Genomic DNA, 15038 nt, shown 5'->3' on the forward strand with positions numbered 1-15038 from the left:
ACATTGACATTAAATATAATTACATGATAAAATTCACTTAAAAACAGATTAAGATTTTATTTATTCTCAGGAGGTTTAAATGTGAAATTAAAAGTTTTAGTAGATAATAATACATATATTGACCAATATTATTGTGGTGAACCTGCTGTTTCATATTATATTGAAGATGAGGATGTTCGTATATTATTAGATGTAGGATATTCTGATTTATTTATAACAAACTCAGATGCATTAGGTGTCGATTTGCAAAGGATAAATGCTATCATTATTTCCCATGGTCATGATGACCACACAAGAGGATTAAAATATTATTTTGAACAAAACTATAAAAATAGAATATCTATTTTTGCTCATCCGGATGCATTCAAAGAAAAAATAGTAGATACTGTAAAAATATGTTCTCCTATTTTAATAGATGAACTAAAAGAAAAGTGCAATTTAGTTCTTTCAAAAGATCCGATTAAGATTAGTCAACATATGACTTTCTTAGGTGAGATACCACAAGTTAACACCTTTGAAAAAAGGAAATCTATTGGTAAACAAAATGTTGACGGAATTTTTATTGATGATTATGTACTGGACGATACAGCACTCGTATATCAAAGTGAAAAAGGTATTTATATCATTGTTGGATGTTCTCATAGTGGAATTTGCAATATAGTAGAATATGCAAAAAAAGTGTGTAATGATAACCGAGTATTAGGTATCATAGGTGGATTTCATTTATTTGAAGTATCTGAGCAAGTAAACAAGACTATTGATTATCTGAAACAAAACAATATAAAAGAATTATATCCTTGCCATTGTACTTCATTTGCTGTTCGAGCAGAAATACATAAGATTTTGCCTGTAAAAGAAGTTGGAGTAGGCTTAGAAATAGAATGGTAATATATATCTTGGATGAGATGAAAATTATCTAATAAATTATAAATTTAAAAAGAGTAACATCCTAATTAATTAAGATGCTACTCTTTATTGCTTCTTTACTTAGATGATTTATCTATTGCTTCCCACAAACCATTTAAGTATGTTGCTCCTAGTGCTCTATCGTACAATCCGTACCCAGGCATTGCAATCTCATCCCAAATCATTCTTCCATGATCTGGTCTTATAGGTCCTTCCATACCAATATCATAAAGTGCTTTCATGATTTCAAACATATCTAATGATCCATCAGAGGATAAATGTGCTGCTTCATCAAACTTGCCTGGTGCAAGGTGTTTAATATTCCTTAAATGAGCAAAATGAATTCTTCCTTTGAAACTTCTAATCATATCAGGAATATCATTATCAGGATTAGATCCTAAAGAACCTGTACACAATGTTAGTCCATTATTCATAACAGGAACTGCATCTAACATTCTTTGAATGTTTTTCTTATTGTTTATAACTCTTGGTAGTCCATATACAGACCATGCTGGGTCATCTTGATGAATAGCCATCTTCATTCCTAGCTTCTCACAAGTTGGCATAATTTTCTTAAGAAAGTACACAAGGTTTTCAAATAATTTTTCTTCATTTACATCTTTGTAGAGTTCAAATAATTCTTTTACTCTTGCAAGTCTTTCTGGTTCCCACCCGGGCATTATAAATCCATTAGAATTAGAATCTATTTGTTCAAACATTTTAGTTGGATCTATTTTATCAATAAGCTCCTGATCATAAGAAAGAACTGTAGAACCATCTACTCTCATCTTTGCAAGATTAGATCTCGTCCAATCAAATACAGGCATAAAATTGTAACAAACTAAATCAATACCCTCCTTTGCTAAGTTTTCAAGAGTCTTAATATAGTTTTCTATATACAAATCTCTTGTTGGAAGTCCAATCTTAATATCATCATGAATATTTACACTTTCAATACCACTAACCTCAAGGCCTGCAGCTTCTACTTCCTTTTTCATAGCTTTAATTGCCTCTGTACTCCAAATTTCTCCAGGCTTAGTGTCATATAGTGTTGTTATAACCCCTACGCAACCAGGAATTTGTCTTATTTGTTTTAAAGTTACACTGTCATATTTACTTCCAAACCATCTTAGTGTCATTTTCATATTAATATTCCCCTCTTTCTTCACAGTATAATGTAAATATACTACTTCCACTTACATGTTTACGTTTTCACATAATTCACACTAACCTATATTGGATGAATTAAATCACCTATAGGTAGTAAATATTTCTAATGATATAAAAAGTTTAAATCAGTATACTTGTATACTAGCATAGCAATGAATAATAGTCAAGATTTAGAAATAATATTAATTTCTATCCATCATACTCAACCAAAGCCTTTTTTAAATTTCTTACTCCACCTCTTGGGTCATCCACATCACCTATATATCTAGGAATTAAATGCACATGCAAATGATTTATAGTTTGCCCCGCATATGTTCCTACATTAATACCTATATTATATCCAGCTGGTTCATATTGAATATCAAACATCTCTTTTACCTCATGCATTAATTTATATATTGCTTTAATCTCTTCCTCTGTTGCCTCAAAAAAGTTAGCAAAATGCCTTTTTGCTATTATTAAACAATGACCATTATTTACTGGGAAATGATCAAGTATTGCAACTGCATACCTGTTTTCTACTATTATTTCGGATTCATTGATATTGCAAAATATACATTCTGACATCGTTATCGTCTCCTTTTAATATTATATTATCATTTTAAATTCTATTTTTCATGACAGTATTAATTCTATAATAACAAAAAAACTGTACTATTAAGTACAGTTTTTTTAATATTCATTCTTATGTATTATGTCCAAAAGCTGTCTTTTCTTTTTCCGCTCTTTTTATTACTAAGTATCCATACAACAATATTCCAATGGCAAAAACCCATGGAATTATCACTGAAACTGTATTTGAAAGGCCTAAATATTTCATTGTTATATTATCCTCGAGTATCATTTTAAATGAGGTGTGAGCTAATATTGCGCCACCTAAGAATATAACAATAGGGTGATCTTTCATTAAGTTTGCAACAAATCGACTTCCGTAAAAAATTATTGGTATGTTTATCAAAATACCGATAACAATTAATAAAACATTGCCATCTGCTGTACTTGCTATTGCTATTACATTATCAAGACTCATACTAATATCCGCTATAATAATTACCGCTACAGCTCCCCAAAATTTATCTGCTTTTTTTACATCACACTCTACTTCTTTAGTCTGAGGCTTAATAAAGTCCCATGTTATTTTTACTAAAACAAGTCCACCAACTAATTTAATCGGCAACCACTGTATAGCCATTATTTGAGTAATGACACAGGCAAATAACACTCTTAATCCTATAGCTCCTGCTATTCCTATAAAACTAGCTTTCTTCGCAAATTTAGGTGATAGATTTTTTGTTGCTAGTGCTATAACACCTATATTATCACCCGATAATGTTAAATCAAGTATTGTAATTTGCAGTACTCCTATTATAAAAACCATTAAAGTCTCCGTTTGTATCTCCTTCTTTCACTTGGCATTAAAATTTATTAATTAACACAAACCTTAACAACGATTTTTTATATTTTCTAAACACTTCTAAACTTTACACTCTTTCTATAATATACCTTATATTTTACTATATTACAATGATTTTAGGTAGATGCCATTCATATCACTACCATAACTATATGCCTTCTTATTATATTTACTTATTAATATATTTACTTATTAATATATTTACTTATTAAGTTTATTCATTTTAAAGCAAACATATCACTAATAAGGTTCTATTTGTTTTTAGAATGTTTCCCCTTAGGGCTCTTTCCATGTATCTGTTCAATTTTTTTCATGTCTTTTACCACCTTTGTTTGTGGCGGTGTAGCTTGAACCATCTCTTTACCTAGGCTTAAAACTATACTTATTTTACCATCTTTTTCATAAGATGCATTCACCTCAGGTGATTGACTAATAACTAATCCCTTATCAATACTATCACTATAATTATTTGTTACATCCCCAAGCAAAAAACCATTATTAACGGCTACCTGTCTTGCACTGTCTTGAGTTTTCCCAATAAGTGAGGGAACAAATTTCTTTTCAATTACTTGTACTTTTGGAACAATAGTTTTCACAACTGTAGCTTTTGTATCAGTCATTGCCTTACCCTCAGCCACCTTCCCATTAGAAAGAGATTTTCCTAAAGCTACAACACTAATAATTAAAATAATTGACGTTATAATTATAATAACCTTTTTATTTCTACTGAGCTTCTTCTTTATAGGTATTACTTCACTTTCTTTTTTAAATATTGTTTCCTCAATCAATGGTTTTTCAAAAACTGTTTTTTCAAAAATTTCTTCCTTGCTCATAACTGTTGTTAAATCATCTCTTATATTGGAAGCTACTACTGTATCCATAATTTTTGTAGCGCCATCTATTTCACTATTTACAATAACTTTATAATTAGGATTTTTTCTAATAATCCCTATTACCTCTGACATTTCGCTCGCCGTTTGGTATCTTTTAATAGGTTCCTTTTGCATAGCCCTTAAAATTACCTGGTTTATATTTTCAGGTATGTCTGTAACAATATCTTTTGGCGCAGTAATTGGCCCCTGAATATGCATCATAGCTATTGTAATAACACTTTCTGCATCATAAGGTACTTCCCCTGTCACCATTTCGTACATTACAATGCCTAATGAATATATGTCTGATCTACAGTCCACAAAATTTCCTTTTGCTTGTTCTGGAGAAAAATAATGTGCGGTTCCCATTACCTTATTAGAATTGGTTACAGTTCTTACATCTGCAACTTTAGCTATTCCAAAATCCATGACCTTAACCATTTCATCCTTGGTTATCATAATATTATCCGGCTTTATATCGCGATGAATTATACCGTTCACATGTGCACACTGGAGAGCTTTTGCTATTTGAAAAACTATATCTAAAGTCTTCTTGGATGTAAGCCTTCCATTTTCCTTTATTATTTGCTTTAATGTTTTTCCATCAACATATTCCATAACAATAAAATTAACATCATTTTCTGAGCAAACATCATGAACATTCACTATGTTTGGATGTGATAATTTTGCAATTGAAGTAGCTTCACTTTTAAACCTTGAAACAAACTCATCATCATTACTTAACTCTGCCTTTAATATTTTTACAGCGACAAATCTATTTAGCACATGGCACTTTGCTTTATAAACAGTTCCCATGCCACCCTCGCCAATGTTCTCTAATAACTCATATCTATTTAAAAGAAATGTCCCTATCATATATATTTTGTCCCCCTACGAAGAATATTACCCTGTATATTATATCATAACTTATGAAAAATGAATGAGACAAAATGTGTGTATGGATTTATTTTGTCGAATCATGTATGATAGGTATAAGATATATGAATTTTAGTGGTATACTTTATCTAATCATATGAAAAATCTAACGTCCGATAATTTAGGATGTAATCAACTCATTAATGTAATTGACAAAGCTTATATCTAGACGTATATTTAAAATGCGTATGAATTGCAAGGTTTCACAAAGTCACCATTTAGATTGTTTTTTGAGAATGCTGACAGATACTAATAATTTTATTATGCAAAAAAAAATGAAAGTATAAAATGGTGATGAAATGAAAAAAAAGAAGAAATTTAATAGGTATAATATTCTTTCTATAATTATGTTAGCTATGTTTTTAATAATAGGTGCAAAATTGTATTATTTACAAGTATTCAAAGGAGATTATTACAAAGCGCAGGCTGAAACTATTAATTCTGCAAAGCTTGTAACAGTAGCTGCACCAAGAGGCCTCATAACAGATAAAAACGGAATAAAACTTGCGACCGAAACACTAGGTTATAACCTTACATATACAAGTACAGCTGATACAAGTAAGGATAACAAACAACTATTTGCAACATTACAAAAAGTATTTAAAATTTTAGATGATAATAAAGAAGTCCAGACAGACAGTTTTGCATTAAAGATTAATCCATATAGGTTTGAATTTACTTCAAATGACGCTAAGGGAAATCAAGTCCTGCTTTTAAGATTTTTAAAGGATAGAAACCTTCAATTGACTATATTAAAGGCAAAATTTGAGAATAAAAAAGAAGAAGAATTAAGTCTCTCTGAAAAAACTGCTCTTGATAATGAGCTTTTAAAACTAACTCCCGAACAAATTTATAACAAACTTCTTGTTAAATATAAGGTAAAAACTGGACTTGCAAGTTTGAATATAAAGGCAACTCCAGATGTGCTAAGAAGATATTTAATTATAGAAGACGGTATCAGTATGAACTTTTTTTCTGATTATAAATCAATTAATGTAGCAACTAATATGAAGCTAAATACATCGCTTATATTTGAGCAAAGCCTCTCAGACCTGCAAGGTTTTAAAGTAGAAAATCAGCCTATGAGGGAATATCCTTATGGCCAACTTGCTTCATCAGTCCTAGGATATATCAGCAAAATAAACTCTGCTGATAAAGCTAAGTATGCAGCAAAGGGTTATGACACAAGTGTAGATTATGTTGGAACTTCTGGAATTGAATCTGCAATGGAGAGCAATCTTAAAGGGACTAACGGAGAAAAAGATATAAATGATGATTCTGTAGCAATAATTAAAAATACCGCTCATACTAAGAAGGCGGTCCCCGGTAAAAATGTTCAACTTACATTAGATGCAAATATGCAATATGCCACAGAAAACGCATTGAACACTGAAATGACAAGGTTACAAGCTGCAGGAACTTCAGGTGGCGACCTAGATGTATCAAATGCTACAAGGGGTGCAGCTGTTGCCATAGATATTAATACTGGTGGACTACTCGCACTTGTAAGTCTTCCAGGTTATAATCCAAATGATTTTTCTACAACGCAAGGTTTAACTGAAGCTCAATCACAAAAATATTTTAATCCAGATTATGAAAAAATGGCAAAAGCTGATGGGCTATCAACCGATTTAACTGATTATATGTTTCCAATAGACAAGAATATAAAGGGAAATACAACCCTTAGAAAGGATAAGTTTGATTATTATCCAAAATACTTATATAACTATGCAACTATGTCACTCATTCCTTCTGGTTCCACATTTAAGCCAATGACTGCAATTGCAGGTCTTGAAGCTGGAGTTATAAATGCTAATTCAACTTACGATGATGAAGGCGGGTATGATATGGGTGGTGAAGATAAAATAGGAGGTCCAAATTGGAATCCCTTTACATCAGATGGTCGAAATGGCATTGTAAATGTAGTTAGTGCTATAAGAAAATCTAGTAACCCGTTTTTTATGAATGTAGGTCAGAAATTAAGAGAAAAATTTGGTGATGATGCCTTAGCTAAATATGCATGGATGTTTGGCCTAGGAGCTAATCCTAATTCAACGAATCCTGGTACCGGAATAGAAATAAGTGAGAATTTTGGGCAAGTATATAATACTGTGTCACAAAAAACTTTATCAGCATCACAATATCTTTTGAGTATTGAGCAAGATTTAACTAATGGAGTTTCATCCACAGATGGGTCTAAATTCCCACCAATCGATTTATACGATAGAGATGAAGATACTAATATTGTTTCTGATGGAAAAAAGCTTTCAGAAATTAAAACACAAATTAAAAACTATATTAGGGATTCTGTAAAAAACGGAACTTTCTCTAAGATTAATTATGTGGGTTTATTTAAGCAATTAATTGCAGCTGATCCTACGTACAAAAATCAAAAATTTACTGCTGCTAATATAAATGCAATCGTAACTGATGTATACTATCAGGCAGTGCAAACAGGTCATGGTTCTTTGAGTTTGCCATACAATATGTTTATTGCATCAATTGGTCAAGGCATGGACAATTTCACTCCTCTACAGATGGCAAATTATATAGCAACCCTTGCCAATGGCGGAACAAGATATAAAATTCATTTAGTTGATAACATAAAAGATTCTAATGGAAAATTAATATCTCAAACGAAACCTGTTGTAATAGATAAAGCTAATATGAGTGCCGAAACTAGATCTCTAGTTATGCAAGGCATGAATGGCGTTACAGGTGCAGGCGGTACTAATTCTACAGACGGTACTGCTTATGCTGCACTTGGCGATTTTCCTATACCTACAGGTGGTAAAACAGGTACAGCACAGTTTACTGAATCTAGTATACAAAGTAAAATTGGTAGAGGCGATTATGCGTGGTATGTAGGTTATGCACCCGCTGATAATCCTAAAATTGCGATATCTGTAGTTATATTTGATGGTGGTTATGGTTCTGATGCCGCAAAAGTTGCTAGAGGTATGTATGAGAGTTATTTTAAAAATGATCCTCGAATGAAACAATATCAAAATCATTATGACATAAAATTAAAACGGATTAAATAAAGAGAGCCTAATTGGCTCTCTTTATTTTTACTGAATTACATTTATTAAAGCACACATTTTATTAATAAAGATCTGAAAATTCTACTTTAATATTTTGCTTCTCATTTCTCATTGCATTATTAAATTGAATTTTTTCATTAAGTACTTGTTTTGAAGGAAATCTAACCGTAAACTTACTTCCTATCCCAAGTTCACTTTCAACATTTATACTGCCACCAGATAATTCTACAATCGACTTAACTAAGGTTAATCCAACACCTGTACCTTCAGCATTTCGTGATAACGATTTGTCTATTTGGCTATATTTATTAAATATTGAATGGAAATATTTTGTGTCAATTCCAATTCCATTATCTTCCACAGATATTTCAACAAATTCTATGTTATTTTTGATGTTTACAAATATTTGACCACCATCACTTGAAAATTTTATCGCATTTGATATAAGATTTAATACTACTTTATCTACCTTTTCTGGGTCACAAGCAATAATCTTTTCTTCTACATCTGTATCAAAAGTAATATTTAGTCCTCGACTTTTTGTAAACTCGGTTACCGCCATCACCATATCTTCTACAACTTCCACTATATTATTATTAGATAAATTTAACTCAAAGATTCCAGATTCAATTCTAGATAAATCAATAATGTTATTGATGAATTTAGACAATCTATATGCATTTTGCTTTATTGAATCTATATGTTTAACCGTTGAATTTTTATTTTCATATAGTAACCCACTGTCACAATACATATCCAATAATTGAGCCGCAGACAATATAACATTTAGCGGTGTTTTAAGTTCATGAGATATACTCGTAATATACTGCTCTTGACTAGTTAGTATCTTTTGTAAGTCTTCATTTACTTCATCTTTTTTCTTAATTTGTTTATGCATACAATTCCAAATACAACTAATAAATATAAAATTACATGCAATAAGTATAATGCCTAAAAAAACCAGTGAATATTTATGAATTTTTTGAGTTTTTACAACTTTGTTACTGGAAGTATTTATTTGTGAATTAATATCATTTAGTAACATATTATCAGTTACCCTAAATTCATCTACTAACTTTCTACTTTTACTTAAGTTTAATTTTGCCTTATCTAATCCCCCAGACTCCACTAATGAAATTTGCTGTTGAAAAAAACCTTGAATATATTGTCTTTGCTTATCAATTCGATTAATATTGTCATTATTTAGTCCTATTTCTCTTAATTTATTAAGAGAATCATGATATCTTTGCTTTCCTTTGCTTGCTAAATAATATGGTTCTAAAAACACTTTATTTTCTGAAGCAATATAGGCTCTGATTCCTATTTCTTGATTAATTAATGATGTTAAAATTTCCAATGAAAATGTTTTACCTGGAAGTATTCTTTGCGAAATAAAATCAGATTCTATACGTACTTTATTCATACTGTATGTACTAAACAAGATTATAATTAATGATAAACAAGCTGCTGAAAAACATCCCAGCAGCATAATTTTTTTACTTTTATAGTCTACCTTATTCATAACAATTATCCCCTCTTCTCAAAAGCTTGTACTACAATCAAAATGAAAATCAGTTTATTTTAGTACGACTATCATAAAACGGCTTATTTTTTACATATTATCACATAGCTTTTAATTAGCTTTAATCAATATACCACAATATGTGACATATTGGTATATTTTTGTTAAAACAAATTCAAATTTATTTTCCTACCAATTTTCTAAAATATTAAGTATATTATTAGAAATGCTACAATAAGTTACTATAGTATATTTAAAAATAATAACTGATGGGAGATTATATGAGAAGATCTTATTATAAACAAAATTCAATAAACCCCTGGTTTTTAGCTTTAATTCTTATGCTTATTTCCCTAATATACATGATTTTTACTATTCTCTCAAATTCTAAAACTCCCTTAAATAAAGCTAAATATATAACAAACGGGCAACAATACAGTTCATTGATAAATGGGAATGATTTGAAAAACTATTCTGATACTTTTCTAGGAATGCATTACTTATGGGGTGGCACAACACCTGCAATATCTGATGCTTTTGGAAAATATATAAGTGGTGGATTTGATTGTTCTGGTTTTGTAGCATATACTTATAAACATTTTGGTATAAATTTACCTAGAACAACTATGGAACAGGTAAATGAAGGTATTTCTATTAATATAAATGATCTTAGGAATGGAGATTTGGTCTTTTTTAGAACAAATCCAGATCTACCATACCAAGTCTCTCACGTTGGAATATATATTGGCAACAATAAGTTTATACATTCTCCAAAATCCGGTGACGTTATAAAAATCTCTGAATTGACAGGATATTACAAAGAAAAATTTGTTATAGGTAAGAGGATATTAAAATAACTAATGTATTTTAATACCCTCTAAATATTTTTTCTACAATTATGTTACTTTAATTTTTAAAATGTCCTAAAATTTTCAAAGCACCAAAAATAGACATTACAATTGATATTACAATTCGTACAGGTTTATTGTATACTTTGTATTTCCACATCCAATATACTCCTAATGGTCAAAAAACATATAAAATTCCTGCTACAAAAACTGGATTACCATATGACCTAATTTGTTTTGCCCTCTCATTTTTCTTCTCATCAAAAGGTTCTTTCCCAGTAAAATCGGATTCTTCCTCATTATAAGAATCATCATTCTCATCATAACAACATGAGAAAAATTATACTTCTTTTAAGCTTACTACTTTTGAATATACCACAATTTCATTATTAATTTAGTATGAGGTAAATATTTTATTTTTACATTCATGCCCGTCTTAACCTTACTATCATCTACTATTGGATGATCATTTCCATTTACAGTTATAGAGTCATAACCCCAAGTTTCCCTACTTGTAGGTTTTGCAGCATAAACAATCACACTACCCTCCTCTATACTGTAGTTTTTTGTAATTATACTAGGTACATCTAACCAATAAGGCGTAACCATGCGTAAACTCCATATCGGTAATATACATATTGCTATTAAAATAAATAATCCAAAAATCTTATCACCTAATTTTAACTTTGATTTTTGTTTCTTTTTAAATATTTTGCGTTTGGGCTTAGTAGTCCTTGTTTTTCTATTAGAAAACCAATTAATTATATCTGCAGTAAAAGCATAAATAAAAATACCAGGCACACCTAGTCCTATAGATGTAAATAATAACAATACCCCTATATATGTAACCATTAATATTGCCTCCTATATACTTATTATAATATTTTTTAAATTTGCGTTCACTCTTGTCATTATTACATATAATTAATGAAATAAATACTTTTTATTTCAAATTGCCATGCCCCTGCGCACAAATATAAGCCCCCTATATAATAGGAGGCTTATAAAAAATATTTTCTATGCTTAATATCTATTTAGTTTACATATTTAATCTCTTCAGAATCTGGTTTTGACCTATCATGTACGTTCCAAGTAAGGGATAGTAATACAATAGCTATTATAGAAGAAGCTATAAGAAGTTTAAATCCTCCTGCCCAGTTATATTTATCTACAACTATTCCCATTACTACTTCAGCTGAAACTTGTCCAATAACATATCCAAATAGTCCTGTAAATCCGGCAGCAGTTCCAGCAGCTTTTTTAGGAACTATATCTAGGGCACTAACGCCAATTAGCATTACAGGTCCATATATTAAAGCACCTATGCAAGCTAAAGTAATGTTTATTGCTAATAGACTTGTACTCTGCCAATATATGAATACACCAATTGCAACACCTACCATGCAAGCTACACCTACTGGTGCACGACGACCATGGAATATTTTATCACTAATCCATCCGATGAGTATAGTTCCCGGAATAGCGGCATATTCAAATAGAGCAAATCCAATGGAAGACTGTTGAATAGTAAAACCTTTTACTGTACTTAAGTATACTGGTGCCCAATCTTCAATTCCATATCTCACCATGTATACAAATCCATTTGCAAGAGCGATATACCATAGATATTTATTATTAAGCACATATTTAAACAATATTTCTTTTGCGGTCATCTCTTTTTCTCTATCTTTTACTTTTACAACAGGGTAATCATTTTTATATTCTTCTATAGGCGGTAGTCCTACTGATTGAGGTGTATCTTTTGCAAAAATCATATATAATACACCAGTTATAATTGCAATAATAGCTGGTAAAATAAAAATCCCTTTCCAGCCTCCAAAAATCTGAACACCAAGAATAGCAATGACAGCTATAAATCCACCACCCACATTATGTGCGGTATTCCAAATAGCCATTTTAACTCCACGCTCTTTATCTGCGAACCAATGAGTCATGATTCTCCCACATGGTGGCCAACCCATACCTTGAACCCATCCATTCATAAGCATTAATATAAACATCACTGTAATACTTGTGGTAAGTGGGAAAAATAGATTTATAATACCAGATAGAATTAGACCAATACCTAAAAAATACCTTGCATTAGATCTATCTGATAGATTCCCCATAACAAATTTACTTACACCATAAGCAAGTCCTAGCGCAGAAGCAACTATACCAAGTTGTGTTTTTGTGAAGCCTTCTTGAAGGAAGTATACCTTAGCTAATGAAAAATTACTCCTAACAAAGTAATAAACTGCATAACCAAAATATATGCTTAAAAATACTTGCAGACGATATCTTTTGTATGCCGAATCAACCTTATCTTTCGGTAATGGTTTAATCGGAAGTGCAGGTTTTAAAAAACCGAATAAATTTTCCATATGTTTTAGCGACCTTTCATTTTAGATTATTTTATTTAAACATATTAATCTATATATAAATATATAAATATATAAATTTACGGTTTGATTTCTTCAAGGGCATCTAACATTTCTTTTTTATCAATGCCCGCTTTTTTAAAATCGTATTTATCACTCCCTAGAAGATTCCTTAAATTTTGTCCTCCCTGTGGCAATGACACATCTCCCCTTGTAGACATAGCCATAGAAAAATTTTTCAGATCATTACCTGCTTGCACCGTTAAACAATAATCTATAAAAGCATTTGCAGCCTTAGAATCTGGACCATTTTTAATTTTAGAGACTGCGCAAAGGGTCCATCCTACATCTTTAGGAATTTTAGATTGTATATTAAATCCAGATTTTTTAACAATAAGCTGTTGATTTATAAAATTAACAGCAATTAAGTATTCGCCAATCCCTACCTTTTCTGCTGGAGTAAGACCATTTGTAGTAACTTGTGCTACATTATGGTTGAGTTTACCTAGATATTCTAAGGCTTTTTCCTTTCCCATCGATTGTACAAGATAAGAAACAAAAGTGTAGCCTGTACCTGAGGTTTTTGGGTTAGGAATAATAATTTCACCTTTAAAATCAGGATTCAACAGATCTTGAAAACTTTCCGGCTGCTTTATTCCCTTTGATTTAAACTCAGCGTCCCATCTTTCTTTATTGATACCAATAGATAAGGCTTCTATATAAAGTCCTGTCCAATACCCATCTTCATCTTTATATCTTTCAGGAATAGAACTGGCGTTTTTAGAAATATATTTTTCAATTATGCCTTCTTTTTTCATGTACTCATGTGCATCTACGGTTCCACCTAAAAAAACATCTGCCTTAGGAGCTGCTTTTTCCTCCATTGCCCGGGCTAAAGCTTCCCCTGTAGGAAACCTCAAAAGGGAATACTCACAACCAGTTTTTTGTTTAAAACCTTCTAGTAAAGGTTTAGCCTCGTCTTCATGAAAGGCTACGTAAACCAAAAGTTTTTTTCCTTGCAGGTTAGGATAATCACTCCTGTTTTTATTGCATGCAGTTAATGATGCAGAGCAAATCAAGAGAAGAATAAATATAGTAAATTTGTAAGCTTTCATTAAGGTACCTCCAGAACATTTGAAAATTAAATACCGCTTTCACTGATGTTTTTACATACCTCTACTAAATTTCCTTTCATATAAATTGCATTTACTACATCATTACTAAAATCTTGAATAACAATATACCCATTTTCATATACATCAATGTTTATAATTGCATAGAAAGTATCTCTTGTATTTGGAATAGAATTGCTTTCTTTTTCTAAATAGGTTTTTATGTGGTATAGCACTTTTCCCTTTGTATTGATTGCTTTTTCTAGGGAAGCATTATCCTTAATTTTAGAACATTTTAATATTTTATTACGAATAAATGTTTTATCATCACGACCACATTTTTGTATATTATTATTGCTATCTACTACAGTAACTTTATTTCGTTCATTAATAAGATTGCTTAGATTTTGCGCAGAACATAAAATTTCATCCAAATAATTTTTAAGCTGATCTACATAAGGCTTATCTTTAGCATTTCCATAAATAATAGTACCTATTTTCAAGTAACTCCCTAAAGTAAAAGTAGATTTTTTACCATTTAGATAAAAAATAGTACCACTTATTTCATCATTCGTATATGTATTTTGACTTTCTTGCAAAGGACTACTCTTAGACATTTCGTCTATAATATTCCATATACTTCGAATAACATTACTCTCAGAAATAACGCTTTTACCCCAACTTTTACTATAAACTTCTAACTTTACAGGTGTGGATGTACTTACAGCTTTTAAAACTTGTTCTCTATCTTGAATAAGTACTACATGATCATAATTTTTTTCATATTGCCAAAATATTATGATACCTAGCAATAGCATAAAAACAAAATAAAC

12 protein-coding genes are annotated in these 15038 nt (G+C 30.7%); 3 read left to right on the forward strand and 9 right to left on the reverse strand.

The genetic code is table 11. The features are described from left to right. The first annotated feature begins 81 nt into the window (after positions 1 to 81). Positions 82 to 888 (forward strand): MBL fold metallo-hydrolase, encoded by an 807-nt coding sequence (locus KPL44_RS17640; protein ID WP_216252844.1) that lies wholly within the window; start codon positions 82 to 84, stop codon positions 886 to 888. A 95-nt stretch (positions 889 to 983) separates the two neighbouring features. Here KPL44_RS17640 and uxuA read toward each other — a convergent pair whose 3' ends face one another. The 4 genes from uxuA to pknB form a co-directional block, all read right to left on the reverse strand. Then, a complete protein-coding gene (gene uxuA / locus KPL44_RS17645; protein WP_216252846.1) occupies positions 984 to 2051 on the reverse strand; it encodes a mannonate dehydratase in 1068 nt (355 codons plus the stop codon). Positions 2052 to 2265: 214 nt separating this feature from the next. Further along, the gene (locus KPL44_RS17650) at positions 2266 to 2643 is read right to left on the reverse strand and encodes an HIT family protein (protein WP_216252848.1); all 378 of its coding nucleotides are present in this window, start codon (positions 2641 to 2643) and stop codon (positions 2266 to 2268) included. A gap of 118 nt (positions 2644 to 2761) precedes the next feature. Beyond that, on the reverse strand, positions 2762 to 3454 hold the full coding sequence (locus KPL44_RS17655; RefSeq protein ID WP_216252850.1) for a TerC family protein: 693 nt from the start codon (positions 3452 to 3454) through the stop codon (positions 2762 to 2764). 287 nt (positions 3455 to 3741) lie between these two features. Next, on the reverse strand, positions 3742 to 5238 hold the full coding sequence (gene pknB, locus KPL44_RS17660) for a Stk1 family PASTA domain-containing Ser/Thr kinase (protein ID WP_216252852.1): 1497 nt from the start codon (positions 5236 to 5238) through the stop codon (positions 3742 to 3744). 359 nt (positions 5239 to 5597) lie between these two features. Between pknB and KPL44_RS17665 the strand changes: the two genes are divergently transcribed. After that, positions 5598 to 8342: a peptidoglycan D,D-transpeptidase FtsI family protein gene (locus tag KPL44_RS17665; RefSeq protein ID WP_216252853.1), complete on the forward strand. Its 2745-nt coding sequence runs from the start codon at positions 5598 to 5600 to the stop codon at positions 8340 to 8342. A gap of 61 nt (positions 8343 to 8403) precedes the next feature. On the opposite strand, the gene KPL44_RS17670 is transcribed toward KPL44_RS17665, so the two are convergent. Next, positions 8404 to 9864 (reverse strand): sensor histidine kinase, encoded by a 1461-nt coding sequence (locus tag KPL44_RS17670; RefSeq protein ID WP_216252855.1) that lies wholly within the window; start codon positions 9862 to 9864, stop codon positions 8404 to 8406. A 281-nt stretch (positions 9865 to 10145) separates the two neighbouring features. Between KPL44_RS17670 and KPL44_RS17675 the strand changes: the two genes are divergently transcribed. Beyond that, positions 10146 to 10721 carry a C40 family peptidase gene (locus tag KPL44_RS17675; protein ID WP_216252858.1) on the forward strand — a complete coding sequence of 192 codons (576 nt, stop codon included), beginning with the start codon at positions 10146 to 10148 and terminating at the stop codon, positions 10719 to 10721. A gap of 351 nt (positions 10722 to 11072) precedes the next feature. Here the strand turns inward: KPL44_RS17675 and KPL44_RS17680 are convergent, their stop codons facing one another. From KPL44_RS17680 to KPL44_RS17695, 4 genes are all read right to left on the reverse strand, one after another. Further along, positions 11073 to 11564 (reverse strand): hypothetical protein, encoded by a 492-nt coding sequence (locus KPL44_RS17680; RefSeq protein WP_216252860.1) that lies wholly within the window; start codon positions 11562 to 11564, stop codon positions 11073 to 11075. Between the two features lie 182 nt (positions 11565 to 11746). Further along, positions 11747 to 13096, reverse strand: a complete 1350-nt coding sequence (locus tag KPL44_RS17685; protein WP_216252866.1) for an MFS transporter — start codon at positions 13094 to 13096, stop codon at positions 11747 to 11749. A gap of 77 nt (positions 13097 to 13173) precedes the next feature. Beyond that, positions 13174 to 14208 (reverse strand): ABC transporter substrate-binding protein, encoded by a 1035-nt coding sequence (locus KPL44_RS17690; protein ID WP_216252868.1) that lies wholly within the window; start codon positions 14206 to 14208, stop codon positions 13174 to 13176. Between the two features lie 26 nt (positions 14209 to 14234). Continuing rightward, entirely contained in the window at positions 14235 to 15023 is a 789-nt protein-coding gene (locus KPL44_RS17695) for a DUF3919 family protein (RefSeq protein ID WP_216252869.1), read from the reverse strand. Positions 15024 to 15038: the final 15 nt, after the last annotated feature.

It is taken from the genome of Clostridium sp. DSM 17811 (genome assembly GCF_018861905.1).
Classification (GTDB): domain Bacteria; phylum Bacillota; class Clostridia; order Clostridiales; family Clostridiaceae; genus Clostridium_AD; species Clostridium_AD frigoriphilum.